Raw genomic sequence first — 26,453 nt, 5'->3', positions numbered from 1 at the left:
GCGCTCTCAGCCGGCGGACACGGCTTCCGTGCAGAATGGTCGGGTGCACACCTCATTCCCGCTCGCGACGGGCTCGCAGCTCGGCTATCAGCCGGAGCAGGTCGACCGCTTCCTGAACGATGCCCGCTCCGCGTACGAAGGTGCGACGGAAGGCGAGGCGATGACCTCCGCCGCGGTGCGGAGCCGCGCGTTCGCGGTGAAGCGCGGCGGGTATTCGGCGCGATACGTTGATGCGGCGATGGATCGCCTGGAAGAGGTGTTCTACGAGCGGGAGCGGCGTGCGCGGGTACGCGCGGCGGGCGAGGACGCCTGGTGGGATGAGACCCGCCAACTGCTCTCGGAAGTGCGCGGACGCATCAATCGTCCGCGAGGCAAGCGGTTTCGGCGTCGTGGGATGTTCGCGACGGGGTACCGCCGGTCTCAGGTCGATGCGTTCCTCGATCGCGTGTCGGAGATGTTCGAGCGCCGTGAGCTCGCCCTGCAGCCCGCAGAGGTGCGCGACGTCGTATTCCATTCGCAGTGGCGCGGGTACGACGAAGAACAGGTGGACGCGCTGCTCGACGCCGTCGTCGAGTTGATCCTTGCCACCCGCTAGCGCTCGGGCAACAGGTTTCGGGACGATCCGCTCCTCCCGGTTGTCGATTCGAGGCTGCCGAGATAGAATCGTTACATTGTGGCTATCGTGAAGTTTGCTCCCGTCTCCCGTTGGTCGAAGCTTCGAGCTCCGGTCGCGGTGCTCGCGGTATCCGGGTTCTTGGGTGCAGCGATCGTCGCTCCGTTCGCGATGCCGAGCGAGCCGGCTGACGCGGAGACGCTGGCGTTCCAGGAGCGCATCCATCAGGAGTTCATCCCGGCGACCACGGCTGAAGCGGATCTCGTCTACACCGAGGTCGGCGTCGTAGAGCTGCCGGATCCCGAGGAGGTTCGGAAGAAGCAAGAGGCGAAGCGGGCTGCCGACGCGGCGAAGGCCGCGAAGGAAGCGGAGGAAGCCGCGAAAGACGAAGCTGAGGCAGGGGGCGCCCCAGCTTCGGATGCCCCCGGAGCTCCGCCGAAGTACACGGGCGGCGGCTCACCGGCGGAGTGGATGGCGGCTGCGGGAATTCCGGAGTCGGACTGGGGCTACGTCGATTACATCGCCTCACGTGAGAGCACGTGGAATCCGAATGCCACGAACGCGAGCTCCGGAGCATGCGGGCTGATTCAGGCCCTTCCGTGCAGCAAGGTTCCCGGCAACGGATACGATCCAGTCGACAATCTCCGGTGGGCTTCGGGCTACGCTGCTGATCGCTACGGGGGATGGGCTCAGGCGTACGCGTTCTGGACCGCCAACCACTGGTGGTGACCGGGCGTCATGGCGAAGCGCCGGGGCCCGAACAAGTACCAGCGCGCGGCGCTCGCCCCGCAGGTTGACGTGACGCGTCTCGCTCACGGAGGTGCCAGGACCGAATCCCGAGCCGGAACCGAGTGGTTCGTTCGCGACATCCCGTCCCAGCGCGCTGAGAAGGCTTACGTATGCCCGTCATGCCGCATCGAGATCCCTCCGGGGCAATCCCACGTCGTAGCCTGGCGGGCCGACGATTTCTTCGGCGACGAGGCCGCGGTCCGGGATCGCCGCCATTATCACGCGCACTGCTGGCGACTGACTTGAGACCGAGCACACCGAGCATCGGCCCTCGCCGATCTCAGTGAACTAGAACAAGGTCGGGGGTGCGACGGTCTGCGGCGCATCGACCACGGGCGACGCGGGAGTCCGTGAGGCAAGGCCCGGGCCATGATCCGGCTGGCGGCCCGCCTGGAACGCCGTCGCGGCGGCACGGGCGCGGAGATCCGCGGCCTCGTTGAGCGGGTGCCCGGCATGACCCTTGACCCACTCGAACGAAACGTCACGTCCTGACATCGCAGCGTCGAGGCGTTCCAGCAACTCGCGATTGAGAACGGGTTTTCCGTCTGCCTTCCGCCAGCCCCGTCGCTTCCATCCGGCCATCCACTGCGTCACGGAATTGATCACGTACTGGCTGTCGCACAGGATGCGCAGGGGCTCTTCTGCGCGGTCCGATGTCGCAGTGAGGAGGTCGAGCACCGCCATCAGTTCGCCCTGGTTGTTCGTGGCGCGCGGCCAGCCGCCTGCCCGCCACTGCTCGTCATCGACGTACCAGGCCCAACCGGCGGGGCCTGGGTTTCCGAGTGCCGAGCCGTCTGCCGCTGCCGTAAGTGCCATGGCTTCTATCCTGCCAGAGCGTAGGCGCCGACCTGGATAGGCTGGTGGCATCAGCTTGGAGTGAAGGGTGAACGGCATGGTGGAGATTACGAGCAATACCGTCTTGCGAGCGCGTCGCGAGGATGTGGAGCTGCATACTGCCGACGGGCTCACACTCTACGGAGAGCTCGCGCTTCCTGCGGACCGCGAGCCTCGAGCCACGCTCGTCACCCTGCACCCGCTCCCGACGGCCGGCGGGTTCATGGAATCCCACATCATTCGGAAGGCCGCGAATCGGCTTCCCGAGCTGGCCGACCTCGCGGTGCTGCGATTCAATACGCGCGGCACCTCATCTCCCCGCGGCACCAGCGAGGGAGAATTCGGCGACGGGGTGTCCGAGGAGCACGACGTAGCGGCGGCGATGGCCTTCGTCGCGGAACGAGGGCTGCCGAATCCCTGGCTGCTCGGGTGGTCGTTCGGAACGGAGCTCGCCTTGAAGTACGGCCTTGCGCATCCGATAGCGGGGGCGATCCTCCTGTCTCCGCCGCTCCACCGTGCGACAGCGGATGACGTCGCGTCATGGCAGCAGGCCGCACCAGAACTCGTCGCGCTGATCCCGGAGTTCGACGACTACCTGCGCCCGGCGGAGGCCGAGCAGCGCTTCGCGAGCGTGCCGCGGATGACGCTCATACCGGTCGAGGGCGGTCGGCACCTGTGGGTGGGGGAGAAGCAGACGCGCCGGGTGCTCGACGAGGTGGTCTCAGCAGTCGGCACTGCAGCCGCTCCGCTTCCGACCGTCGTCGAAGAGGATCGGCTGCAGCGCTAACGCGTCACTGCGTCGTCGAAGACGTGTCGGTCCCTGGCGCTTCAGAGGCGCCCGGCTCCGACGAGTCTGCCGAGGCGGCACGGGCGTCTTCCGGGGTGGAGCGAGCCGCTGCGGTCGACTCGGCCTCGTCGGCTGGCAGCGCCTCAGCGATGGGCTGCGCCACAAGTCGGCCCGCGACCGTGCTCATCTTCTGCGCATTGGTGATGACCTCGCCGAGACTCTCGAAGTAGCGCGCTACGGCACCGCGTTCGACCTTCAACTGCGTCATCCGATCCTCAGCGGCCGCGAGCACCTTGGTCGCGCGCTCTTCAGCAGCGGCGAACGTCGTCTGGGCGCGCTGCTCCGCCTCCATGACGATCTCGGCGGCATGGCGCTCCGCTGCTGCACGCACGTTTCGTGCATCCTGAGTCGCTTCCGTGCTCAGGCGCTCGTATTCCTCGCGCGCGGCTTCCAACTGGGACTTGAGCTCGGAGAGTTCGGATCGCGTGGCTTCGAGTTCCCGTTGCGACGTCTCAGATGCGAGACGCTGACGCTCCGCGAGATCGCGCTCGAAGTCCTCTCGCTGCTGCGCGATGCCGGTGCTGAAGGTCGCGCTCTCCCGCTCGATGCGTTCCGTCATCTGGCGCACCGCGTCCTCGGTCTCTTCGCGCGCACGCGCCAGGCGCGCTTCTTCTTCGGCGCGATGCTCGGCCAGTTCTGCCACAGTGTCTGCGCGCAACAGATCGGTCTCTTCGATGACCGCTGCGCGTTTCGCGGCGACCTCGCGTTCGATAGCGGCTGCCTGCTCCTCGCGCTCGCGCGCGAGGTCCGCCTCGTGCTGCGCGACCGCCGCCGCGATCGTGCGCTCGTGCTCCTCGCGCTCCCGCGACACATCATCGGCGAGGCGTGCTCGCTCGCGCTCGATCTGGAGTTCGAGGCTCTCCCGCTCGAGGCCGAGCGCCTCGGCCGCCTCGTCACGCTGGATCCGGAGCCGCTCCGCCTCGGCGGCGCGCTCATCGGCCAGTCGCTGCTCGTGCTCTCGGGACTGCGATGCCAGGCGCTCTTCGTGAATGGTCGTCTCGTCGGCGATCCTCGCTGCGTGCTCCTGCTGATCCCGCTCCTGCTGACGTGCGATGGTTTCTCGCGTCTCCAGCATTTCGCGCTCGTGAGCGGTGAGCTCCGCGGCAATGCGCTGGCGATGCTCGTCCCATTCGGAGATCACGCGATCCTGATGGGCTGCCAGCTCGGCGCCGAGTCGGTCTTCGTGCGCCGCGACCTCGGCTGTCAGGCGGGCATCGTGTTCTTCCTGCTTCGCGGTGAGTTCCCGTTCGAGCGCTGTCCGCGCAGCCTCCTGCTCGCTCGCGAGCTCGGCACGACCGGCAGCCAGCGCAGCCTCGTGCTCTGCGCGCTCCGCCTGGATCCGCGTCTCGTGCTCACTCAGTTCTGCCGCGAGAGATGCGTCGTGGTCCTCGCGCTCATGCGCGATCGTCGCGCGATGCGCATCCCATTCCTCAGCGATGCGCCGCTCGTGGGCAGCTCGCTCCGAAGCGATCGCCGTATCGTGCGACTCCCGTTCGGATCGAAGATCCGCGTCGTGCTGGGAGCGCTCCTCCGTGATGGCACGGTCGTGAGCGGTCCGCTCCTCGGCGATGGCGGCCTCGTGGGCGTCCCGCTCCTGCGCGAGCCGCGATACGTGAGCGGCGAGTTCATCCGAGAGTCGCACTTCCTGCCGCTGCTGCTCGTCGGCGATGCGGGCCTCGTGCGCCGCTCGCTCGTCGCTGAGGGCGGCATCGTGCGCCGCTCGCTCGTCGCTGAGGGCGGCATCGTGCGCGGCGCGCTCCTCGCGAATGGCGGCCTCGTGCTCCGAGCGCTCGGCGCTGATGCTGGTCTCGTGCTCGTTTCGCTCGCGCGAGATCAGTTCGCGATGCTCGGCGATTTCGGCCGCCAGTGCTGCGTCGTGAGCATCGCGCTCGTTCGACAGCTCCGCTCGGTGCGCTGCAGCTTCACGCTTGAGGAGCCGGTCGTGATCCTCGCGCTGCGCTGCGAGTCGCGTCTCCAGGCTCGCAGCGGCCGCGGCGCGATCCTCGGCCGCCGAGGCGTCGGCTCGCTCTCGTTCTCGTTCTGACTGCGCGGCCCGGCTCGTCAACTCCTGCTCGAGCGCTTCGCGCTCTCGGACGATGCCGGCCTCGTGCTCCGCTCGCTCCTGAGCGATGCGGTCGACGTGCGTCTGAGCCTCGGCGCGCAGGCGACGGTCGTGCACCTCCCGCTCCTGGCTGAGTGCTGCATCGTGCTCGGCCCGCTCTTGCGCGATGCGTCCGCGGAGCGTTTCGACCTCGGTGGTGAGCGCGCGTCGCTGAGCTTCGATGTCCGCCTCGAGGGTGCGCTGCTGCTCGGTGTAGCGCTCCTCCAGCTCAGCTTCTTCGCGCTGTCGTCTCGCTTCGAACTCCGCGCGGGCCCGCTCGCCCTCCTGCACGAGGCGCGCACGCTCGAGTTCCGCCTCGCGCTCGTTCTCCGCCTTCTGGCGCTCGAACGCCTCGGCCTGGATCTCGGTCTGGGCGCGGAGCTCATTGGCCGCGGCACGGGATTCCGTCGTGATCCGCTCGGCCTGCGCTTCGGCCGCGGCGATCGCGGCTTGGGCCTCTCGATGCGCGGTCTCGCGCTCCGAGAGCGCCTCTCGCTCGGCGCTGCTCCGGGTCAGCTCGGCTTCCCTGCGCGCTTCATCGAGGAGCCGCTCGCGCTCGGAATTCGCAGCGGCGCTCTGCGTCGCAACGTCGTTGCGCGCACCCGTCAGAATGATCTCCGCCTGCTCCGAAGCCGACGTCAGCAGTTCGTCGGCGCGTCGCTGCGCCTGGGTGAGCACCCGGCGGCTCTCCTCCTCGGAGGAGCGACGCAGCTTCTCAGCGTCGAGGTCCGCCTGCGCCATCAGTCGCTGGGCGTGATCCTCGGCAACCTGCAGGCTCTTCTCCACTCGAAGCCCGAGCCCGGAGTACCCGGAGGCGCCGAGTTCGGCTACCTGCTCCTGCAGATCGGCGATCAGCTGCCGCTGCTCGTCCCCGGCCTGCGATGCCTGCCGGTGCGCCTGCTGCAGGGATTCGAGGTGCGATTGCAGGGTCGCGATGTGACCGGTCAGCGCGCCGACGCGTTCGTCGACCTCATCACGGTTGTAACCGCGGAACGCGGGGGAGAACTGCTGGGCTGGTTCGGACACGGGCCCTCCGGAATCTGAATGTCGTCGCGTGCCCGACCGGGTCGCGACGAGAACACAATTGCCCCCCAACGATAGCGTAACCGACGGCGGACGGCAGGGGAGCAGAGCCCCTCCGGGCGGTCGTGGCGAAGGCCTCAGAAACGAAGTCCTCATGTCACACCCGGGAAGCTCCGGTAGCGTTGGAGGCTGAAGATCCGTGTTCGGGCCCCGCGGCTTCCATCGCTCGCTCCCGGACCGACGCGAAAGTAGAGGAGATCCCGTGCGACATGCGCTTGCGATCGCAGTGCTCGTGCTGTCTGGAGTGCTTCTGCTGCTCGGGCTCGGGCAGCGCACATTCCTCGCCGGTCCGGCAGAGATCAGTTTGCCCGTCGACACCCAGTCGGAAGCGGCCTTCGCCGTGGTCGACGGCACCGAGTTCTCGAAGCTCCCCGGCCAGGCGAACGTCGTGGTGCAGGGCGCCGACGCGTTCGTCGCCACCGCGATGACACGCGACGTCGATGCCTGGCTGGCCCCGTTCCCGCACGCCGAACTCACCGTGGACCAGCGGAAGCAGCGACTCCTCACGGCGTTGATCCCCGGGGCCCCTGCGGAAGCGCCGGAGACCGGTTCCGGAGCCGCGACGACGGAGGCCGACGAAGCGGGCGACGGGCTCGACCCTCGGGGGAGCGACCTGTGGCTCGACTCCCGATTCATCGACGGCAACGGAGGATCGACCGAGACCGAGACCGAGACGCTCCGCGTTCCGGTGTCCATCGCCGTCGACCAGTCGGTGCTGATCGCGACCAACGGGACGGACCCGATCCCGAGCGAGGTGTCCCTCGTGTGGGCGCAGGATCGCAGCACGCCGTGGGCCGGGCCGTTGCTGGCAGCGGGAGGCGTGCTCGCGATCGTCGGCGCGGTGCTGTACCTGCTCGCCGTCGACCATGATCGTCGGGGCCTCGGTCCTCGCCGTGGACGCCGAGGACCGCTGCAAGGGTTGAGGAATGCGTTCGCACGACCGGAGCGCCGCGGTCGGAGTGCTGCGCCGCGAGCCGATGCCCGTGCAGACGCTCCGCCGAGAGGAGAGCGCATGACGCTGAACATTCGGAACCGAGCGGGTCGGGACGGCATGATCGCCCGAACGAGGCAGAACCGACGATACGGGCGCCGCCTGCTCCCCGTGCTGGGAATCGCCGCGGTGCTCGGGCTGTCGGGTTGCTCCGCCGAGTACTGGCCGCAGATGGGCCCGAAGCCGGTGGAAGAAACTCCGACGGCGCAGCCGTCGTCCATCGCGCCGGTGCCCGTCACGGAAGCGCAACTGCATCGCATCGTCGAGCAGGTCTCCGCGGCGGCGAACGAGGGCGACGACGACCTCGACGCGGCCGCGCTCGACGAGCGGTTCGTCGACGACGCCCTCGCACAGCGCACGGCGAACTACACGATTCGCGCGTCGGTGCCCGATTATGCGGTGGTTCCGCCCAGGATCACCGATGAAGAACTCGACTACGCGCTGGTGCAGAGCACGGAGTCCTGGCCGAGAACCGCGTTCGTCACCGTGGCGTCGTCGTCCGGCAAGACCGATGCCGATGCTGCGGCCGACGGGACCGCCGACGGTTCGGCGGATGCCGCTTCCGAAGCGGCTGACGCCGATGCGGAAGCGGGCGACGGCGCGACCGATGAGCAGACCTCTCCGTCTCTCGCCCTGATCATGACGCAGCAGTCGCCGCAGGAGAACTTCGAGGTGTCGCGCGTGATCGCGCTGCGCGGAGGCATCTCAATGCCTCAGGCGGCTCCGGCCGAGGACGGCACGGCACTGCTTTCCAACGACATCGAGACGCTGATGCTGCCGCCCGGCGAGGTCGGGGCAGCCTACGCTTCGCTGCTCGAGAACGGCACTGAAGCTCCGGAGGCCGAGCTCTTCGACCTCGAGAGCGACACGCTCCTCGAGAACTACGGCAAGGCTCGTGCCGCTGCGGCGCAGCAGCAATCCGACGAGAAGGGGCAGACGATGAAGTACAGCGCGACTGCCCGACAGGGCGACGCGCCGGTCGTCGCGCTCTCGACGGGTGCCGGCGGCGCGCTGGTCGCCACGACCGTCATCGATGAGCAGATCGTCGACGCTGCCGGCGGCCGATTCAAACCGCAGGCGCAGGGTGCGATCACAGCGCTCTCCGGCCTGGAGGGCGAGCAGGAGCGTCTCGTACAGCAAGTCGCGCACCAGATGCTGTTCTTCGTGCCCAGCAAGTCGGAGGATGCGAAGATCGAGCTGCTCGGCGTCACGAGCGAGCTCGTCGGCGTCACGAACTAGCGTCGACGGGGCGCCGCGGCCAGACGGCTCATGCCGCCCCGTCGATGAGGACCGAACATGAGGAAGGATCGATCACGATGACACAGCAGATTCCAGAGCGACTGCCAGGTGGAGGGGTGGATCTCAGCCACCTCGCAGCGCGCGCGGCTGCTCCCCAGGGGGGTGCCCCATCTGCGGCGCCCGGGAGCGCTGCTGGCGGCTCCGTCGTCGATGTCCCGTCGCTCGTCATCGACGTCACCGATGCCACATTCGAGCAGGCCGCTCAGCTTTCCAGCGTCGTCCCCGTCGTGGCACTGCTGTGGTCTGCTCGGAGCGAGCCCTCCGTGTCGCTCGGATCGGTGCTCGAGCAGGTCACTCGCGAACTCGGCGGACGACTGCTCCTGGCCAGGATCGACGTCGATGCCAGCCCCGGTCTCGCGCAGGCGTTCCAGGCGCAGGCGGTTCCAACGGTCATCGCACTGGTCGCGGGGCGGCCGGTTCCCCTCTTCCAAGGCCCGGTTCCCGAGGAGCAGGTTCGCGAGTACTTCGGGCAGCTCCTGCAGCTCGCGGAGCAGCACGGCGTCACCGGCCGCGTGAACGCTCCCGATATCGAGGACGCTGACGAGCAGGCCGCTCCGGCAGAACCGGAGATTCCAGCGGCGCACCTCGCGGCCATCGAAGCCGCCGAGCGCGGTGACTACGAGCAGGCCATCACCGAGTGGGAGGCCGTGCTCACGCGCTCCCCGGCGGACGCCGAAGCGCGAGCTGCGCTCGTGCAGGTGAAACTGCTGCATCGCCTGCAGGGGCTCAGCGCCGACGAGATTCGCAGCGGTGCGGCAGCCGCGCCCGGCGACGTCGAGGCGCAACTCCGCGTCGCAGATCTGGACGTCTCCGGGGGCCATGTGGAAGACGCCTTCCTGCGGCTGCTCGACCTGTTCGTCGAGCAGGATGCCGAGGGGCGAGCAACGATCCGTGAACGGCTGCTCGAACTGTTCGAGGTCGTGGGCGTCGCCGATCCGCGAGTCGCAGCGGCCCGCAGCCGTCTCGCCAACCTCCTCTACTGAGCGCGACGCCATGATGGTGGGCGGGCGCGCGTATCTCGACCATGCTGCGACATCGCCGATGCCCGAAGCGGTGCTGGAGGTCTACACCGATGCACTCCGCACGGTGGGGAACCCGGCGTCGACGCACGGACACGGCCAGCGGGCGAGTCAGCTGCTGGAGGCTGCCCGCGACAGCATCGCCCGGATGGTCGGCTGCGACCACGCCGAGCTCATCCTCACGGCGGGCGGGACAGAGTCGATCAATCTCGCGCTCAAGGGACTCTACTGGTCGCGTCGTCGCTCCGGTTCAGGGCCGGTCGTGCTGATCGCCGAGGGCGAGCATCACGCGACCATGGAGACCGCGGAGTGGCTGCGTGATGTTCAGGGCGCGGAGCTGGTCGGCGTGCCGATCGATGAGAACGGCCTGCTGACGCCGGGGGCGCTCGAAGCCGCGATCGCCGCAGCGGGCGCCGATCGAGTCGCGGTCATCTCGTTTCTCTGGGCGAACAACGAGGTCGGCACGCTGCAACCCGTGCGGGAACTGTGCGCGATAGCCGCGGCCCACGGCGTGCCGGCCCACGTCGACGCCGTCTCGGCGCTCGGGCAGGTTCCGATCGATTTCGCAGCATCGGGAGCCTCGGCGCTCAGCCTTTCGGCGCATAAGGTGGGTGGACCGGTCGGCGTCGGCGCCGTGATCCTCGGCCGCCGGGTCACCGTCGAGCCGCTGCTGCACGGCGGGAGCCAGCAGCGATCCCGTTCCGGTACGCAGGACGTCGCCGGTGCCGTAGCCTTCGCTGCGGCGCTCGAGATGCTCCTCGACGAGGAGGGGCGTCCCCGACGCAATGGCCTCGCCCACCTGGAGCGCCTGCGCGACCGACTCATCTCCGGCGTGCGCGAGGCGGATCCGACCGCGGTGCTCCGCGGAGCCCCAGCCGGTGCGGGCCGACTACCGGGCAATGCCCACTTCACCTTCCCTGGCTGTCAAGGGGATTCGCTCGTCTTCCTCCTCGACGGTGCCGGCGTCTCGGTCTCCGTCGGCTCCGCGTGCCAGGCCGGGGTGGCCGAGCTCTCGCATGTGCTGCTCGCCATGGGGGTCGCGCCCGAAGACGCGGCAGGGGCGCTGCGTTTCACGCTGGGCCAGGAGAGCACGGAGTCGGAGGTGGATGCGCTCCTCGCGGCGCTCCCTGCGGCGCTGCGTTCGGCCCGTGCGGCAGGGCTCAGCTGACTCGAGCCTCGCGGTCCGATCCGCGACGGGCAGCCGACGATTTCGCGGAGTCGACTCCCGGGTTTCGGACGACTAGAATGCTCTGGTGAAGATTTTGGCAGCGATGAGCGGGGGCGTGGACTCTGCCGTGGCCGCCGCCCGCGCTGTAGAGGCCGGCCACGAAGTGGTCGGCGTGCATCTGGCGCTCAGTCGGATGCCCGGCACCATCCGCACCGGCTCGCGGGGGTGCTGCACCATCGAGGATGCGATGGACGCGCGCCGCGCCGCGAATCTGCTCGGCATCCCGTTCTACGTCTGGGACCTGAGCGAGCGGTTCAAAGAAGACGTGGTCGACGACTTCATCGCTGAGTACGCTGCGGGCCGCACACCGAACCCGTGCATGCGCTGCAATGAGAAGATCAAGTTCGCCGCCCTGCTCGACAAGGCGATGGCCCTCGGTTTCGACGCGGTCGCGACGGGACACTACGCGACACTCGCGGAGGGTGCTCACGGCCCGGAGCTGCATCGTGCGAGCGCTTGGGCGAAGGATCAGTCGTACGTGCTCGGCGTGCTGACGGAGCGCCAGCTCGCTCATTGCTATTTCCCGCTCGGCGATACCCCGTCGAAGCAGCTCATCCGGGCCGAGGCCGCGGAGCGCGGATTGCAGGTCGCTCAGAAGCCGGACAGCCACGACATCTGCTTCATCCCCGACGGAGACACGCGAGGATGGCTCTCGGATCACGTCGACCGCACGCCCGGAGACATTCTCGATGAGTCGGGCGACGTCGTCGGCAGTCACGACGGAGCGCACGGATACACGGTGGGCCAGCGCCGCGGGCTGCAGCTCGGGCGCCCGGCTCCGGACGGGAAGCCGAGATACGTGCTCTCCATCCGCCCCGTTTCGAATCAGGTCGTCGTCGGCCCGAAAGAGCAGCTCGAGATCTCCAGGATCGCTGGGGGACGTTTCAGCTGGGCCGGGGAGCCCGGGTTCGAGCTCTCGGAGCGCTTCGGATGCGATGTGCAGATCCGGGCGCACGCCGATCCCGTGCCCGCCTTCGCCAGGCTCGAGCCGATCCTGCCGGAGGAGCGAACGGAGCTGCATCGCGCGGACGCGACCCACGAGGTCGTCGTCGATATCGACCTCGAGCACGCGGAGCCGCTCGTCGGCGTGGCGCCGGGGCAGACAGCCGTGCTCTACGTGGGAACGCGTGTACTCGGGCAGTTCACGATCGATCGTGCGGTGCCGCTGGAGACGGCCGCAACCCGCTCCTGAATGTCGGACCTCGCTTCTACACTGGAGGCGTGAGCACGAACGCGCAGCAGATCCCCGAAGACTTCGACGCAGCCCGCGAGGAGGCGAAGCGTCTCTCCGACGAGGTCGAGCGACTGCGCGTCGCCTACTACTCCGAAGCATCGAGCCTCGTATCGGACGCGGAGTACGACGAGATGTTCCGTCGGCTCGAAGCGATCGAGCGGGCATTCCCCGAGTTGGCGAGCCAGGACAGCCCGACTCGCGAAGTCGGGGCTGCTGTGGTGTCGGCAGGGTTTCCCGAGCACCAGCACGCTGAGCGCATGCTCAGTCTGGACAACGTCTTCTCCATCGAGGAGTTCCGCGAGTGGGCGGCGAAGGTCCGCACCGCAGCCGGTCGCCCCGTGCGCTGGCTCTCCGAGCTCAAGATCGACGGATTGGCGATCAGCCTCGCGTACCGAGACGGCGTACTGGAGACGGCGACCACTCGCGGCGATGGGCGCGTCGGAGAAGACATCACCGAGAATGTGGCTCTCATCCCGGTGATTCCGCGCAGATTGCACGGAAGCGGGTTCCCATCGTTCTTCGAAGCTCGCGGCGAGGTGTTCTTGACCTCCGAGGACTTCGCCGCACTGAATGAGCGCCAGCACGAACTGCAGCAGGCCTACATCGACGAGCAGTCGGCCAAGGGGCGCGACATCGAGCAGATTCCCGTGCGGTACGCCGAATTCGCGAACGCCCGTAACACCGCGGCCGGGAGCCTGCGCCAGCGAGCGGAGAAGAAGTCCGAGACCGAGCTCACCCTCATGCGGGAGCGCCTCGCGAGGCTGTCGCTGTACGTGCACGGCATCGGTGCATGGCCGGATCCGGCCATTGAGAATCAGTCGGACGTGTACGAGCTTCTGGCGGAGTGGGGTCTGCCCGTTTCGCCGCACTCGCGAGTGTTCGACTCGGTCGACGAGGTCGCCGCGTTCATCGAGGATCGGGGGGAGCACCGCCATGATGTCGAGCACGACATCGACGGCATCGTTGTGAAGGTCGACGAGCTCTCGCTGCACGGAGAACTCGGAGAGACGAGCCGGGCCCCGCGGTGGGCGATCGCGTACAAGTACCCGCCCGAGGAGGTGCACACGCGCCTCATCGACATCCGCGTCGGCGTCGGACGCACTGGGCGCGCGACACCGTACGCCGTCATGGAGCCGGTGAAGGTCGCCGGTTCGACGGTGCGCCAGGCGACGCTGCACAATCAGCAGGTCGTCCAGGCCAAGGGCGTGCGGATCGGCGACACCGTCGTGCTGCGCAAGGCGGGCGACGTGATCCCGGAGGTGCTCGGTGCCGTGCTCGAGCTGCGGGATGGCACGGAGCGAGAATGGCAGATGCCCGATGTCTGCCCCGAGTGCGGTACGCCGCTCCGGCCGATGAAGGAGGGCGACATCGACCTCCGCTGCCCGAACGCCCGAGCATGCCCCGCGCAGGTGCGCGGCCGAGTGGAGCACATCGGCTCGCGCGGAGCGCTCGACATCGAGGTACTCGGTGAGATCACCGCGGCGGCACTCACGCAGCCCGAGGTGCCTGCAGCGCCGCCCCTCGAAACCGAGGCGGGGCTCTTCGAGCTGACGTTGGAGCAGATCGTGCCGATCGAGGTGATCGTCCGGGACGCCGAGACGGGCGAGCAGCGCGTCGACGAGGCAACGGGTGAGTTCGTGCGGCGCGCGCCGTTCCAGCGCGTGACTTACGAATACCCACCTGCCGCCGATGGGCTGAGCGCAGCCGAGCGACGTCGAGCGGGGCTTCGCAAAGACCATCGCGTCGTCCGGCCTTCTCGCGACGCCGAGACGTTCCTCTCCGAGCTCGAGAGAGCAAAGACCAAACCGCTCTGGCGTCTGCTGGTCGCGCTCAATATCCGGCACGTCGGGCCCGTAGCGGCTCGGGCGCTCGCCGACTGGTTCGGTTCGCTCGACGCCATCCGCAGCGCGTCGCAGGAGGCGCTCGCCGAGGTCGACGGGGTCGGCGGCATCATCGCGGAATCGTTGATCGCCTGGTTCGACGTCGATTGGCACCGCGAGATCGTGGATCGGTGGAGCGCCGCCGGCGTGCAATGGGCCACTCCCGGGCATGCCGGGCCGGGTGCCGCTGGTGCGGACGGGGTGCTGTCCGGACTCACGATCGTGGCAACGGGATCGCTCGACGGATTCACCCGTGAGGGCGCGACCGAAGCGATCATCGCCGCCGGCGGGAAGGCCGCTTCGAGTGTCTCGAAGAAGACCGATTTCGTCGCTGCCGGGCCAGGGGCGGGCTCGAAGCTCGCGAAAGCCGAAGAACTGGGCATCCCGGTGCTCGATGCAGCTCAGTTCGCGCTGCTCGTGACGGAGGGGCCGGATGCGATCGGACAGCCTGATTCTCCGCCCACAGACGCTGAGTGAGACGAAATTTGTCGACTTATGCACACCCGTCCGCTCGAACATGTCTGCGCATCTCGCGGAAGATACGGTGAGATGACCGATAGCGGCTGCAGGCCGCGCCGATCTTCGTGAAGGAGCGCCGATGGCAGAGAACACTGACACACCGGTTCGCGCAGCATGGGCACTGCAGGATCCGCTGCTGACGGCCTACTACGACGCGGAGTGGGGGATGCCGGTGTTCGACGACGACGGCGTCTTCGAACGTCTCTCCCTCGAGGCGTTCCAATCAGGACTGTCGTGGCTGACGGTGCTGCGCAAGCGCGTCGCATTCCGCGAGGCATTTGACGGTTTCTCGATCGAGCAGGTGTCGCGCTACAGCGATGGCGACGTCACGCGGTTGCTCGCCGATGCGCGCATCATTCGCAACGAGCGGAAGATCATCGCCACGATCGCGAACGCGCGGGCGGCCCTTCGGCTCCGCGAGGAGGATGGGATAGGCCTCGCAGAGTTCGTCTGGTCGTTCCGCCCGGAGCGATCGCCCGTGCCCGCGCGCGACGTCGACGTACCGACGCTCTCCTCGGAATCCACAGCGTTGGCGCGTGCGCTCAAACGCCGAGGGTTCGCGTTCGTCGGTCCGACGACCGTCTACGCCCTGATGACGGCGATCGGGATCGTCGACGCGCATGTGGCGACGAGTCATCGACGCGGATGCTCGGAGCTCTGGTCGCCCGATGGGACCTGGGCGGGAGCCGATCTGCCGTTTCAGGCTCCGGTGACGGCCCCGCGAATCCCCGGCTGAGCGCCGCTGAGATCTCGCGCTCGAGCCGCCGATAGGATGGTGGGCGTTCCCAGATGACCCCTCCCGATGGAGCAGCATGCCTGAAGCCAGCGCGGCGAGCACCGAGATCACGGCGGACACCGTCGCACATCTCGCGGGCCTCGCACGAATCGCCCTCACCAACGACGAGATCGGGGCGCTCACCAGCGACCTCGACTCGATCCTGACCCACATCGCGAAGGTCGGCGAGGTGACGACCCCCGATGTCCCCGCGACCAGTCACCCCATTCCACTGAGCAACGTCACGCGGCCCGACATCGTCTCCGACGTGCTGACGCAGGAGGAAGCGCTCGCGAACGCACCGGAGACCACCGACGGCATGTTCCGCGTGTCGTCGATCCTCGGTGAAGAGCAATGAGCGCCGCGATGAACGACGTGATCCAGCTGACTGCGGCCGAGCTCGCCGCTCGGCTCACCGCGGGTGAGGTGTCCTCCGCAGAAGCGACGCAGGCTCATCTCGATCGCATCGCCGCCGTCGACGGAACACTCAACGCGTTTCTCGCGACCGACGCCGAGATCTCACTCGCAGCGGCGCGCGACATCGACGCCCGCCGCGCATCCGGAGAGTCGCTCGGAGAGCTCGCCGGAGTGCCCCTCGCCATCAAGGACGTGCTCGTCACGACTGACATGCCGGCGACCTCGGGATCGAAGATCCTCGAGGGATACCGTTCGCCCTTCGACGCGACGGCCGTCGCGCGGGCGCGTGCAGCCGGTCTGATTCCCATCGGCAAGACGAACATGGATGAATTCGCGATGGGTTCTTCGACCGAGAACTCGGCCTACGGACCCACGCTGAATCCGTGGAAGCTCGACCGCGTTCCCGGTGGTTCAGGAGGCGGCTCCGCCGTGGCGGTGAGCGCTTTCGAAGCCCCGCTCGCACTCGGCTCTGATACCGGCGGATCGATCCGTCAGCCTGCCGCCCTGACCGGCACCGTCGGCATGAAGCCGACCTACGGCGGCGTGAGCCGATATGGCGCGATCGCGCTCGCCTCGTCGCTCGATCAGATCGGGCCGTGCGCCCGCACGGTGCTCGACACGGCGCTGCTGCACGACGCCATCTCCGGGCACGATCGGCACGACTCGACATCGCTCGACTTCGCGTGGCCGTCGATGGCTGCAGCTGCGCGAAGCGGTGCAGACCCCGCCACCCTCGCCGGCCTGCGCGTCGGCGTCGTGAAGCAGCTGATGATCGACGGCGTGCAATCAGGGGTGCAGGCGCGGTTCGAGCAGGCGCTCGATCTGCTCACCGCTCAGGGTGCGGAGATCGTCGAGATCGATGCGCCGCATTTCGAGTACGCGGTGGCGGCCTACTACCTCATCCTTCCCGCAGAGGCCTCGAGCAATCTCGCGAAGTACGACTCCGTGCGATTCGGGCTCCGCGTGACGCCGCAGGGCGGGGCGACCGTGGAGGGCGTGATGAGCGAGACTCGTGCGGCAGGGTTCGGTGCCGAGGTGAAACGACGCATCATCCTCGGCACCTACGCGCTGTCAGCGGGCTACTACGACGCCTACTACGGCAGCGCCCAGCAGGTGCGCACGCTGATTCAGCGTGATTTCGCCGCCGCTTTCGACCAGGTCGACGTGATCGCCTCGCCGACCGCGCCCACCACCGCTTGGGCGCTCGGCGCTCACTCCGGAGACCCCATGCGCGATTACCTCAATGACGCGACGACGATTCCCGCGAACCTCGCGGGAATCCCCGGCATCAGCCTGCCCATCGGCACGGCGAGCGAAGACGGCCTCCCGGTCGGTCTGCAGCTCATGGCCCCCGCCTTCGAAGACGCGCGGCTCTACCGCGCCGGAAGCGCCATCGAACAGCTCATCGCCGATCGCGACGACGCGCCGTTCTGGACGCAGGCACCGGAGCTCGATGCAGCCTTCCTTGCGACGGCCCAGACCGGAAAGGCGACGAACTGATGGCCAAGACGAAGCTGATGGATTTCGACCGCGCACTCGAGCTCTTCGAACCGGTGATCGGCCTCGAGGTGCACGTCGAGCTCAACACGAAGACCAAGATGTTCTCGACCGCGCCGAACATCTTCGGCTCGGAGCCGAACACGAACCTCGCGCCGGTGTGCCTCGGGTTGCCCGGCTCACTCCCCGTGCTCAACCATGAGGCGGTGCGCTACTCCATCAGCCTGGGTCTGGCGCTCGGATGCGAGATCGCCGAGGTTTCCGGGTTCGCGCGCAAGAACTACTTCTACCCGGATATGGGCAAGAACTACCAGATCTCGCAGTACGACGATCCGATCGCCCACGACGGGTCGGTCGAGATCGAACTCGCGTCAGGTCGCATCATCCATGTGCCGATCGAGCGTGCTCACATGGAAGAGGACGCGGGCAAGCTGAACCACGTCGGAGGATCGACGGGCCGCATTCAGGGCGCCGAGTACTCCCTGGTCGACTACAACCGGGCGGGCGTGCCGCTCGTCGAGATCGTCACCCGTCCGATCTTCGGCGGAGAGGCGGATACCCCGGAGATCGCGGCGGCGTACGTCTCGACCATTCGGGACCTGGTCGTGTCGCTCGGCATCTCAGACGCGCGCATGGAGCGCGGGAACATCCGATGCGACGCGAATGTGTCGCTGCGACCGCGAGGCAATGAGGGCGCCGGAATGTCGGTGCTCGGCACGCGGACCGAGACGAAGAACGTCAACTCCCTGCGCTCCATCGAGCGCGCCGTCCGGTTCGAGATCCAGCGCCAGGCGCTGATTCTCGATGGCGGCGGGACGATCACGCAGGAGACACGGCACTGGCACGAGGATACGGGGGAGACCTCGCCCGGCCGCCCCAAGAGCGATGCAGATGACTACCGTTACTTCCCCGAACCGGATCTCGCCCCGCTCACTCCCGAGCGCGAACTCATCGAGGAACTGCGCGCGCAGCTCCCCGAGCATCCGACGTTGCGTCGTCGACGCCTCCGCGGGGAATGGCAGTTCTCGGCGCTCGAGTTCCAGGACCTCGTCAACGCAGGCCTGCTCACCACCATCGAGCAGACGGTCGCCATCGGGGTGCCCCCGCAGACGGCTCGCAAGTGGTGGACCGGTGAGATCGCGCGCATCGCGAATGAGCGGTCGACGCCCTCGGCGGACCTCATCACGCCCGCCCAGGTCGCCTCGGTCGTCGAGCTCATCGATGCGGGAACGCTCAACGATAAGCTCGCGCGCCAGGTGATCGCCGGAATCATCGACGGCGAGGGGACCGCCGCCGAGATCGTCGAGTCCAGAGGTCTGGCGATCGTCTCGGACGACGGCGCGCTCATCGAGGCCGTGGATGCGGCGCTCGCCCAGCAGCCCGACGTCCTCGCGAAGATTCGCGACGGAAAGGTGCAGGCAGCCGGCGCGATCATCGGAGCGGTCATGAAGGCGATGCGAGGCTCGGCCGACGCGGCGCGCGTGCGAGAACTCGTGCTCGAACGGGCATCAGCCGCCGAATAGCTTCGGGGGAGACGTACAGAGGCCGGCAGCTCGATGAGCTGCCGGCCTCTGTACGCACGCGCGCTGTGTCAGCGCACGTCTTCGTCGACCCAGTCCATGGACTTCGTCACAGCCTTGCGCCACTGACGCAGCAGCCGCTCCTGCTCGGCGGAGTCGAGCTCCGGCTCCCATCGGCGATCCTCCTGCCAGTTGGCGGACAGATCATCGAGCCCCGACCAGAAACCGACCGCGAGCCCCGCCGCGTACGCCGCACCGAGCGCGGTCGTCTCCGAGACGACGGGCCGCACGACCGGTACGCCGAGGATGTCGGCCTGGAACTGCATGAGCATGTCGTTGGCGACCATGCCGCCATCGACTTTCAGCTCGGTGAGATCGACGCCGGCATCTGCGTTCACCGCATCGAGCACGTCCCGCGTCTGGTACGCGACGGCCTCAAGCGCAGCCCGAGACAGGTGTCCCTTGTTGGCGTAGCGCGTGAGTCCGAGGATGGCGCCGCGCGCATCGGGGCGCCAGTAGGGCGCGTACAGGCCGGAGAAGGCGGGCACGATGTACACGCCGCCGTTGTCCGGCACGCTGTCAGCGAGCTGCTCGACCTCCGGCGCGTCCGAGATGATGCCGAGCTGGTCCCGCAGCCACTGGATGAGCGATCCGGTGACGGCGATGGAGCCTTCGAGCGCGTAGTGCGTGGGTCCGTCGCCGAGCTTGTAGCCGACGGTGGTGAGGAGGCCGTTCTTCGAGTGGATGATCTCCTCGCCCGTGTTGAAGATCAGGAAGCAGCCCGTTCCGTACGTGTTCTTCGACTCACCGGCGGTGAACGCCGCCTGGCCGAAGGTAGCTGCCTGCTGGTCGCCCAGGATGCCGGCGATCGGCGTCTCGCGCAGCAACGAGGAATCCTCGGCGGTTCCGTACACCTCGGAGGATGACTTGATCTCGGGAAGCATCGACCTGGGGACGCCGAACGCTTCGAGGATGTCGTCTCGCCATTCGAGAGTCTTCAGATCCATGAACAGCGTGCGCGATGCGTTGGTCACGTCGGTGACGTGCACGCCGTGCTCCGAGCCGCCGGTGAGGTTCCAGATCACCCAGCTGTCGGTGGTGCCGAACAGCAGATCGCCCGCATCGGCGGCTTCGCGCGCCCCCTCGACATTCTCGAGGATCCAGGCGACCTTCGTCCCGGAGAAGTAGGTCGCAAGGGGGAGGCCGACGATGTCCTTGAAACGTTCGATCCCGCCGTCCGCCGCGAGTCGGTCGACGATGTCCTGCGTCCGCGTATCCTGCCAGACGATCGCGTTGTAGACGGGCTTGCCCGTCTTCCGGTTCCAGACGACCGCGGTCTCGCGCTGATTGGTGATGCCGATCGCCGAGATGTCGTGCCGAGTGAGATCGGCTCGCCCCAGTGCGATCCCGATGACCTCCTGCACGTTGCGCCAGATCTCGAGCGCGTCGTGCTCGACCCAGCCGGCCTGCGGCATGATCTGCTCATGCTCCTTCTGACCGACCGAGATGATGGTGCCGCTCTTGTCGAAGATGATCGCCCGACTGGAGGTGGTTCCCTGGTCGATCGCGATGATGTATTCAGACATGGTGTTCCTTTCGTATCAGCTTCGTTGCTCGTGCGGGTGCGCGGGTCAGGCCGCGGCCGCGGCGAGGCCCAGGACCAGCGGGGAGACGAGTGCGGCGATCGCTCCGCCGACGAGCGGTCCGGCGACGGGCACCCAGGCGTAGCCCCAGTCGCTGCCGCCCTTGCCCTTGATCGGCAGGATCGCATGAGCGATGCGCGGGCCCAGGTCTCGGGCGGGGTTGATCGCGTAGCCGGTCGGTCCGCCGAGGGAGGCGCCGATGCCGACGACGACGAGCGCGACGGGAAGCGCGGTCAGCGGCCCGAGGCCCCCGGGCACGCCGACCTGGATGTCGCCGTAATCCGCGAAGGCGAACACCGCGAAGACGAGTACGAAGGTGCCGATGACCTCGGTGAGGAAGTTGCCGAACGGGGTTCGGATCGCCGGGCCGGTCGAGAAGACGCCGAGCTTCGCGGCGGGATCGGGTTCTGCATCGAAGTGCGAACGGTACGCAACCCAGCAGAGCACGGCACCGACGATGGCTCCGAGGAGCTCGGCGGCTGCGGCGACGAGGAACTGCACCACGCTGATCTTGCCGGCGATCGCGAGCCCGATGCCGACGGCGGGGTTCAGGATGGCGCCGGAGTAGGCGGAACCGAGCACGCCGACGAAGACGGCGAGGCCCCAGCCCCAGTTGACCAGCAGGAACCCGCCGGCGTTCCCCTTCGTCTTCGCCAGGGCGACGTTGGCGACGACGCCGCAGCCCAGGAGTACGAGGAGAGCGGTACCGACGAACTCGGAGAGGAAGTAGTACCCGAGATTGACATCTGGCATGTCGTCATTGACCTTTCAAACAAGCGAGGGCTGAGCCTCGCGATGGGTGGTGAGTTCGGGCGCGGAGCGTTGTCGCCGCACCCGACGGGTCGCCCCGCTCAGATATCGACGACCGCGCCTCCGCGTTCGACATCGATACGGTGAGCGGTGCGAAGCAGTTGCGCCATGCGGCGGATCTCCTCATCGACGCGAGCACCGTCCCAGTTCAGGACGGGCGCGATCGCCTCCGCGGCTGCGCGCACGCGCTCGAGGGTCAGTCCCCCCAAGAATGCGATGGAGGTGCGGCGGAGCAGGAGGTCGTCGAGGTGGACGACCTGCTCGGAGGCTGCGAGATGCGCGAGCTCGGGTGCCGTGTATCCCGGGAGCGGAGCGATCGTCTCGTCCTGCTCGGGCGTCGCGGCCAGTACTTCGTCGGCTCGGGTGCCGTACCGGTCGAGCAGCACCTCGACGCGACTGCGGTCGTTGCCGTCCGCGCGCTCCGCCACCCAGCGCGTGCGCGCGGCGCGGCCTTTCGGGAAGTCCTTCCCGCCGCCGATCGCGAGTGTCTCCGTGCCGACGCTGCGGGTCTTCCCGAGCAGCTCGAGGGTGTCGTTCGCGAGGTGCGCGGCGAGTGCTCGGAAGGTGGTCCATTTGCCGCCGACGAGGCTGAGGAGCGGAACCCCGGCGTGCTCGGAGGGCTCGATGCGGTAGTCGCGGGACACGAAGCCGGGCGCCGTGTCGTCGTGGCGGGGAAGCGGCCGGATCCCTGAGAACGTGTAGACGATCTGCGACCGATCGACGGAGATGTCGGGGAAGACGTGGCCCACGAGATCGAAGAAGTAGTCGACCTCCTCGCTCGTGCAGGAGGTCGGCGCGCTGGGGTCCGCGTCGATGTCGGTGGTGCCGACGAGCACGCGATCCTTCAACGGGTAGATCAGCACGATCCGGCCGTCGGAGTGCTCGAAGAAGATCTCTCGTCCACTGGTGGCGGCGAGGAGCTCGGGGTGGTCGAGCACGATGTGCGAGCCCTTCGTGCCGCCCATGAACCGAGTGCCGCGGCCGAGCGCTTCGTTGGTGAGATCGGTCCACGGCCCGCTGGTGTTGAGGATCACCTTCGCCGTGACGTCGAAGACGTCGCCGGTGGTCTCGTCGCGCAGTTGCACTGCACCGTTCTCGAAGCCGACAGCGGGAAGGTAGTTCGCCGCCCGCGCGCGGTCGCCGCCCGCGACGATTCCGTCGTGCAGGACGTCGAGGGCGAGGCGCTCGGGGTCGTGCATCGACGCGTCGTAATAGGTCGCCGTGTACTTCACATCGCTGTTCAGGCGCGGCAGCTCGCTGAGCGATCGGCGGCGTCCCCGGAACTTGTGGCGGGGCACCTGTCCGCCGTCGCGCGAGAAGGTGTCGTACAGCGTCAGCCCGATCTTGATGAGCGCGGCTCCGCGCTCCCGAGCCTTTCCGCGGCCGTGGGTCACGAGCAGACGGAACGGCGCCGAGAGAATGCCGGAGAATGTCGAGAAGATCGGGATCGTCGTCTCGAGGGGGCGCACGTAATGCGGTGCCGTGCGCAGCAGGCGGTTGCGCTCTGCGACCGCCTCCTGGACGAGGCGGAACTCGCCGTTCTCGAGGTAGCGCACCCCGCCGTGCACCATGTGGCTCGATGCCGAGGATGCGCCGGAGACGAAGTCGCCGCGCTCCACGAGTGCGACGTCGACTCCCTGCAGCGCGAGTTCGCGGAATGTCGCAATACCGTTGATGCCGCCGCCGATGATGAGGACTTCGGCGTGGGGGCGATCCCGCAGGCTGCGAACCGCGGGACGGGTGGTCGGCGTGCGATCATTCATGACTTCAACCTTTCGACGTTCGAGGTCAGCTTCCACCCGCCGTGCACCAAGTTGCAAGCTCATTGCACGTATGTGCATGATGTGTTCATCAAAGCGAGCGAAGGGGGCAGTAATGACTGCACATTCGTCCAGATCGCGTGACGCTCTGCGAGCGGCGCAACTCTACTACCTGCAGCATCTCACGATGGAGGCGATCGCGCAGGAGATGCGCGTGTCCCGATCCTCGGTGTCGCGCCTGCTCACGCACGCGCGCGACTCAGGGCTCGTCGAGATCCAGGTGCATTCACCCCAGGAGGCCCGATCCCAGCTCGAACTGCGCATGGCCGAGCGGTACGGCATCACCGCGCACGTCGTGTCCTCTCCCGCGCGCGCGACGGAGGCCGACCGCCTCGAGCGAACTGCGCGCACCGCCGCGCATCGCGTCGCCGCCGCCGTCGTCGATCGTTCGACCGTCGGCGTCGCATGGGGCGCGACCATGAGCGCGGTCGCTCGGCATCTGCCCTCGAAGACGGTGCACGAGGCGCGAGTCGTGCAGATGAACGGTGCGGCCAACGTGCGCACGACGGGCGTGTCCTACTCCGCCGAGCTGCTCGGCGGGTTCGGCAACGCGTTCGCGGCCTCCGTGTACCAGTTCTCCGTCCCGGCGATCTTCGACGACCCCGACACGCGCCGAGCGCTCTGGCGGGAGCGATCCGTGAGCCGAGTGCTCGAATTGCAGGCATCGAGCGACGTCTACGTCTTCGGGCTGGGATCACGGATCGGCGACCCGAGATCGCGGATTTACTCGGGCGGATACCTCGACCGCGAGGACCTGCAGGAGCTCGTGCGGGCCGGTGTGGTGGGCGACTGCGGAACCGTCTTCTACCGCAACGACGGAAGCACCGACGGCGTCGCCCTGAACGAGCGCTCGAGCGGACCTTCGCTCGACACCGTGCGGCGCATCCCGCATCGACTGTGCGTCGTTTCGGGTGCCGCGAAGCGGGAGAGTCTTCGCGGGGCGCTCGCTGCTCGGATCATCACGGAGCTGGTCGTGGACGAAGAACTCGCGCGGCTCGTCGTGGACGCTGGCGGCTGAGCCGTGGACGTGGTGGAATAGTACACATGTTCGATTCGCCGCGAGAGATCGCCTCCGTGCTGCACGTCGACATGGATTCCTTCTTCGTATCGGTGGAATTGCTCGAACGCCCGGAACTCGTGGGGCTGCCGGTGGCGGCCGCGCACGACACCGCGCGTTCCGTGGTGTCGAGTGCCAGCTACGAGGCGCGCCGGTTCGGGGTGCGTTCGGCGATGCCCGTCGCTCGCGCCAAACAGCTCTGCCCGCAGCTCGTGCTCGTCGAGCCCGTCTACGCGAAGTACCGCAGCGCTTCGAAGGCGGTGATGGCCGTGTTCCAGGAATTCACTCCGCTCGTCGAACCGCTGAGCATCGACGAGGCGTTTCTCGACGTCGCCGGCACCGTACGGCTCTTCGGACAGCCGGTGGAGATCGCCCGTGCGATCCGCGAGCGGGTGCGCGAGCGCACGGGCCTGCCCGCTTCGGTGGGTCTCGCCGGGACGAAGTTCGTCGCGAAGCTCGCGTCGCAGCGCGCAAAACCTGACGGCATCCTCGAAATCCCTCCGCATCGCACCCTCGAGTTCTTGCACCCGTTGCCGATCGGAGCGATGTGGGGTGTCGGGCAGGCGACGGAACGGGCACTGCACGCGCGTGCGATTCGGACTGTGGGGGAGCTCGCCCGTGAACCGATCCACTCGCTCGAACGAATCGTCGGTGGGGCGAGCGCACGGCGGCTGCACGAGTTGGCGAATGGCCGAGACGCGCGGCGCATCGAGACCACTCGCTCGGAGAAGAGCATCGGGCACGAGGAGACGTTCGCGCACGACGTCTCAGACGCTGGAGTGCTGCAGCGTGAGCTCCTGCGGCTCGCCACGCGCACGGGCGAGCGCCTGCGCGGAGCCGGAGCCGAGGCGCGGACGATCTCCATCAAGGTTCGCTGGGGCAATTTCGAGACCATCACGCGTTCGCGCACCCTTCCGGAGGCGACGGATGCGACGCAGCGGATCTATCACACCGCACGGGAACTCTTCGACGGGCTCGATCGCGGCGGACGCGCGGTGCGGCTCATCGGCGTCAGAGCCGAGCAGCTGCTGCCCGCAGGCAGCGATATCGCTGCGCTCTGGAGCGAAGACGACGGCTGGCGAGCCGTCGATCAGGCCGTGGACGAGGTTCGTGAGCGGTTCGGCGCCTCCGGGGTGACCTCGGCCAGCCTGCTGACGGGAAGAGGCTCCGTCGTCGATCCGCGTTCCCTTGAGACGCCGGGCTGAAGCGGCCTCAGTCGTCGCCGGGCGTCGGCTCGGCATCGGGATGCGTGCCGGCGGATTCCGGTTCACCCGACTCGACGATGGCGAGCACCGATTCGAGAATCGCGGCGAGCCAATCGAACACGAGCACGGTGCCTCGAGTCTCCTCGTCATCGAGGAGCCGCGGCCGGTCATCGGGCTCGTCGAGACCGATGCGCGCAGCGATCGCGAGGCGGAGCGCCGTCACGGTGCGCACCCATGCGGGAAGCGTCGTCGGGGAGATGTCCACCTCGACCAGCGCCGTGTCGTCGGGGGCCCCGCCCCCGAGCCCCAGAGCGGCCGTGACGTCCATTGCGTCCTGCAGCTTCCGATTGAGCAGCCCCTGCTCGGTGACGCTGCGAAACGCGCCTGCTTCCGCATCCTGCTCGTAGGCGTCTGGGAAGAGGCGGGCGAGCGCCGGATCGTCTGGGGTCGAGTCTGAGCCGCCCACTTCGAGGCTCGCGAACAGGGGATCCGGGTCGAGTGCAGTGCCGCTGTGACTCTGCAGCAACTGGATGAGCTGCGCGATGAGCTGGTCGAGCATGGCCGCCTCGTCGTGGTCGAGCAGGAGCCGCAGGCCATGATCGGGCAGAGGCAGGAGTTTCACAGTTCGCCCGCCCGCCGCACCGTCGCCCAGAGGCCGTATCCGTGCATCGCCTCCACATGCATCTCCATCGTCTCCCGCGAGCCCTCGGCCACGACCGCGCTTCCGGTCTGATGCACCTGCAGCATGAGCTCCTCAGCGCGATCTCGCGTGAACCCGAAGTGCTTCTGGAACACGAACGCGACGTACGACATGAGATTGACCGGATCGTCCCAAACGACGGTCTGCCACACCGGAGACTCCAGATGTGCCGGTTCGCCGAGACGCCGCGTCTGCGCCTCCGGCTGCGCCGCCGACATCAGCCCCACCCGAGTTCGTGGATGCGCTCCTCGGTGATGCCGTAGAAGTGCGCGATCTCGTGCACGAGGGTCACCCGGATCTCGTGGAGGAGATCCGATCGATCGGAGCAGTGGCCCAGCAGGTTCTCTCGGAACAAGATGATGCGGTCCGGCTCCTCGCCGTACCCGTAGACTCCCCGCTCGGCGAGTGAGAAGCCCTCGTACACGCCGAGAATCTCGCTCCCGTCCGACGGGTGGTCCTCGACCAGGAAGATCACGTTGTCGAGCTGCGCGAGCATGTCGTCGTGCAACGAGTCGAGGCCGTCGGCGACCAGCGATTCGAACTCCTCGTGTGAGATGTCGAGCATGTCTTCA

The 26,453-nt window shown here is 67.9% G+C and carries 22 protein-coding genes; 14 read left to right on the top strand and 8 right to left on the bottom strand.

Annotated elements, in window-relative coordinates:
• Positions 1-43: 43 nt before the first annotated feature.
• Positions 44-595, top strand: a complete 552-nt coding sequence (locus JE033_RS02630) for a DivIVA domain-containing protein (protein WP_370567888.1) — start codon at positions 44-46, stop codon at positions 593-595.
• 78 nt (positions 596-673) lie between these two features.
• Positions 674-1,342: a transglycosylase SLT domain-containing protein gene (locus JE033_RS02625; RefSeq protein ID WP_090148261.1), complete on the top strand. Its 669-nt coding sequence runs from the start codon at positions 674-676 to the stop codon at positions 1,340-1,342.
• Positions 1,343-1,690: 348 nt separating this feature from the next.
• On the opposite strand, the gene JE033_RS02620 is transcribed toward JE033_RS02625, so the two are convergent.
• Positions 1,691-2,218, bottom strand: a complete 528-nt coding sequence (locus JE033_RS02620; RefSeq protein WP_200329286.1) for a ribonuclease H — start codon at positions 2,216-2,218, stop codon at positions 1,691-1,693.
• Positions 2,219-2,294: 76 nt separating this feature from the next.
• Between JE033_RS02620 and JE033_RS02615 the strand changes: the two genes are divergently transcribed.
• Complete coding sequence (locus JE033_RS02615) at positions 2,295-3,023, top strand: alpha/beta hydrolase (protein WP_090148269.1); 729 nt, start codon at positions 2,295-2,297, stop codon at positions 3,021-3,023.
• 4 nt (positions 3,024-3,027) lie between these two features.
• Here the strand turns inward: JE033_RS02615 and JE033_RS02610 are convergent, their stop codons facing one another.
• Complete coding sequence (locus JE033_RS02610) at positions 3,028-6,210, bottom strand: hypothetical protein (RefSeq protein WP_200329283.1); 3,183 nt, start codon at positions 6,208-6,210, stop codon at positions 3,028-3,030.
• A gap of 259 nt (positions 6,211-6,469) precedes the next feature.
• On the opposite strand from JE033_RS02610, the gene JE033_RS02605 reads away from it, so the two are divergent.
• From JE033_RS02605 to gatB, 9 genes are all read left to right on the top strand, one after another.
• Positions 6,470-8,497, top strand: a complete 2,028-nt coding sequence (locus tag JE033_RS02605) for a glycosyltransferase (RefSeq protein ID WP_200329281.1) — start codon at positions 6,470-6,472, stop codon at positions 8,495-8,497.
• Positions 8,498-8,574: 77 nt separating this feature from the next.
• Positions 8,575-9,540, top strand: coding sequence for a tetratricopeptide repeat protein (locus JE033_RS02600; protein WP_200329279.1), 966 nt, complete (start codon positions 8,575-8,577; stop codon positions 9,538-9,540).
• A gap of 10 nt (positions 9,541-9,550) precedes the next feature.
• Positions 9,551-10,744, top strand: a complete 1,194-nt coding sequence (locus tag JE033_RS02595; protein ID WP_200329277.1) for a cysteine desulfurase family protein — start codon at positions 9,551-9,553, stop codon at positions 10,742-10,744.
• An 85-nt stretch (positions 10,745-10,829) separates the two neighbouring features.
• On the top strand, positions 10,830-11,996 hold the full coding sequence (mnmA, locus tag JE033_RS02590) for a tRNA 2-thiouridine(34) synthase MnmA (RefSeq protein ID WP_090148280.1): 1,167 nt from the start codon (positions 10,830-10,832) through the stop codon (positions 11,994-11,996).
• 29 nt (positions 11,997-12,025) lie between these two features.
• Positions 12,026-14,395 carry an NAD-dependent DNA ligase LigA gene (gene ligA, locus JE033_RS02585; RefSeq protein WP_200329275.1) on the top strand — a complete coding sequence of 790 codons (2,370 nt, stop codon included), beginning with the start codon at positions 12,026-12,028 and terminating at the stop codon, positions 14,393-14,395.
• A gap of 121 nt (positions 14,396-14,516) precedes the next feature.
• Positions 14,517-15,173 (top strand): DNA-3-methyladenine glycosylase I, encoded by a 657-nt coding sequence (locus tag JE033_RS02580; RefSeq protein ID WP_200329273.1) that lies wholly within the window; start codon positions 14,517-14,519, stop codon positions 15,171-15,173.
• A gap of 76 nt (positions 15,174-15,249) precedes the next feature.
• Positions 15,250-15,570 (top strand): Asp-tRNA(Asn)/Glu-tRNA(Gln) amidotransferase subunit GatC, encoded by a 321-nt coding sequence (gatC, locus tag JE033_RS02575; RefSeq protein ID WP_090148286.1) that lies wholly within the window; start codon positions 15,250-15,252, stop codon positions 15,568-15,570.
• Between the two features lie 8 nt (positions 15,571-15,578).
• The gene (gene gatA / locus JE033_RS02570) at positions 15,579-17,129 is read left to right on the top strand and encodes an Asp-tRNA(Asn)/Glu-tRNA(Gln) amidotransferase subunit GatA (RefSeq protein WP_200329271.1); all 1,551 of its coding nucleotides are present in this window, start codon (positions 15,579-15,581) and stop codon (positions 17,127-17,129) included.
• Complete coding sequence (gatB, locus tag JE033_RS02565) at positions 17,129-18,649, top strand: Asp-tRNA(Asn)/Glu-tRNA(Gln) amidotransferase subunit GatB (RefSeq protein WP_200329269.1); 1,521 nt, start codon at positions 17,129-17,131, stop codon at positions 18,647-18,649. Before gatA ends, gatB begins: the two co-directional genes overlap by 1 nt.
• A 68-nt stretch (positions 18,650-18,717) precedes the next feature.
• Here the strand turns inward: gatB and glpK are convergent, their stop codons facing one another.
• The 3 genes from glpK to JE033_RS02550 form a co-directional block, all read right to left on the bottom strand.
• Positions 18,718-20,232, bottom strand: coding sequence for a glycerol kinase GlpK (glpK, locus tag JE033_RS02560; RefSeq protein WP_200329267.1), 1,515 nt, complete (start codon positions 20,230-20,232; stop codon positions 18,718-18,720).
• Positions 20,233-20,277: 45 nt separating this feature from the next.
• Positions 20,278-21,042 (bottom strand): MIP/aquaporin family protein, encoded by a 765-nt coding sequence (locus JE033_RS02555; RefSeq protein ID WP_090148294.1) that lies wholly within the window; start codon positions 21,040-21,042, stop codon positions 20,278-20,280.
• Between the two features lie 98 nt (positions 21,043-21,140).
• Complete coding sequence (locus JE033_RS02550) at positions 21,141-22,862, bottom strand: glycerol-3-phosphate dehydrogenase/oxidase (RefSeq protein WP_200329265.1); 1,722 nt, start codon at positions 22,860-22,862, stop codon at positions 21,141-21,143.
• Positions 22,863-22,974: 112 nt separating this feature from the next.
• Between JE033_RS02550 and JE033_RS02545 the strand changes: the two genes are divergently transcribed.
• Positions 22,975-23,937 carry a sugar-binding transcriptional regulator gene (locus tag JE033_RS02545; protein ID WP_090148297.1) on the top strand — a complete coding sequence of 321 codons (963 nt, stop codon included), beginning with the start codon at positions 22,975-22,977 and terminating at the stop codon, positions 23,935-23,937.
• Between the two features lie 26 nt (positions 23,938-23,963).
• Positions 23,964-25,181 carry a DNA polymerase IV gene (gene dinB / locus JE033_RS02540; RefSeq protein ID WP_200329263.1) on the top strand — a complete coding sequence of 406 codons (1,218 nt, stop codon included), beginning with the start codon at positions 23,964-23,966 and terminating at the stop codon, positions 25,179-25,181.
• Positions 25,182-25,188: 7 nt separating this feature from the next.
• Here the strand turns inward: dinB and JE033_RS02535 are convergent, their stop codons facing one another.
• The 3 genes from JE033_RS02535 to JE033_RS02525 are packed head-to-tail and all read right to left on the bottom strand — an operon-like array spanning position 25,189 to position 26,446.
• Complete coding sequence (locus tag JE033_RS02535) at positions 25,189-25,803, bottom strand: DUF2017 family protein (RefSeq protein WP_200329261.1); 615 nt, start codon at positions 25,801-25,803, stop codon at positions 25,189-25,191.
• Entirely contained in the window at positions 25,800-26,108 is a 309-nt protein-coding gene (clpS, locus tag JE033_RS02530; RefSeq protein ID WP_370567887.1) for an ATP-dependent Clp protease adapter ClpS, read from the bottom strand. Before clpS ends, JE033_RS02535 begins: the two co-directional genes overlap by 4 nt.
• Complete coding sequence (locus JE033_RS02525; protein WP_200329256.1) at positions 26,099-26,446, bottom strand: metallopeptidase family protein; 348 nt, start codon at positions 26,444-26,446, stop codon at positions 26,099-26,101. The genes clpS and JE033_RS02525 overlap by 10 nt, the downstream gene beginning before the upstream one ends.
• Between the last annotated feature and the right edge of the window lie 7 nt (positions 26,447-26,453).

Source organism: Leucobacter sp. L43 (assembly GCF_016597785.1).
GTDB classification, from domain to species: domain Bacteria; phylum Actinomycetota; class Actinomycetes; order Actinomycetales; family Microbacteriaceae; genus Leucobacter; species Leucobacter alluvii.
Note: the sequence above shows the minus strand (reverse complement) of the source record. Positions and strands in the feature narration are given on the sequence as shown.

Bases quoted from the DNA above. Each gene is read 5' to 3' on its own strand.
- JE033_RS02620 (WP_200329286.1), bottom strand. From the start codon at position 2,218: ATGGCACTTACGGCAGCGGCAGACGGCTCGGCACTCGGAAACCCAGGC.
- JE033_RS02615 (WP_090148269.1), top strand. From the start codon at position 2,295: ATGGTGGAGATTACGAGCAATACCGTCTTGCGAGCGCGTCGCGAGGAT.
- JE033_RS02600 (WP_200329279.1), top strand. From the start codon at position 8,575: ATGACACAGCAGATTCCAGAGCGACTGCCAGGTGGAGGGGTGGATCTC.
- JE033_RS02595 (WP_200329277.1), top strand. From the start codon at position 9,551: ATGATGGTGGGCGGGCGCGCGTATCTCGACCATGCTGCGACATCGCCG.
- JE033_RS02580 (WP_200329273.1), top strand. From the start codon at position 14,517: ATGGCAGAGAACACTGACACACCGGTTCGCGCAGCATGGGCACTGCAG.
- gatC (WP_090148286.1), top strand. From the start codon at position 15,250: ATGCCTGAAGCCAGCGCGGCGAGCACCGAGATCACGGCGGACACCGTC.
- gatA (WP_200329271.1), top strand. From the start codon at position 15,579: ATGAACGACGTGATCCAGCTGACTGCGGCCGAGCTCGCCGCTCGGCTC.
- gatB (WP_200329269.1), top strand. From the start codon at position 17,129: ATGGCCAAGACGAAGCTGATGGATTTCGACCGCGCACTCGAGCTCTTC.
- glpK (WP_200329267.1), bottom strand. From the start codon at position 20,232: ATGTCTGAATACATCATCGCGATCGACCAGGGAACCACCTCCAGTCGG.
- JE033_RS02555 (WP_090148294.1), bottom strand. From the start codon at position 21,042: ATGCCAGATGTCAATCTCGGGTACTACTTCCTCTCCGAGTTCGTCGGT.
- JE033_RS02550 (WP_200329265.1), bottom strand. From the start codon at position 22,862: ATGAATGATCGCACGCCGACCACCCGTCCCGCGGTTCGCAGCCTGCGG.
- JE033_RS02545 (WP_090148297.1), top strand. From the start codon at position 22,975: ATGACTGCACATTCGTCCAGATCGCGTGACGCTCTGCGAGCGGCGCAA.
- dinB (WP_200329263.1), top strand. From the start codon at position 23,964: ATGTTCGATTCGCCGCGAGAGATCGCCTCCGTGCTGCACGTCGACATG.
- JE033_RS02525 (WP_200329256.1), bottom strand. From the start codon at position 26,446: ATGCTCGACATCTCACACGAGGAGTTCGAATCGCTGGTCGCCGACGGC.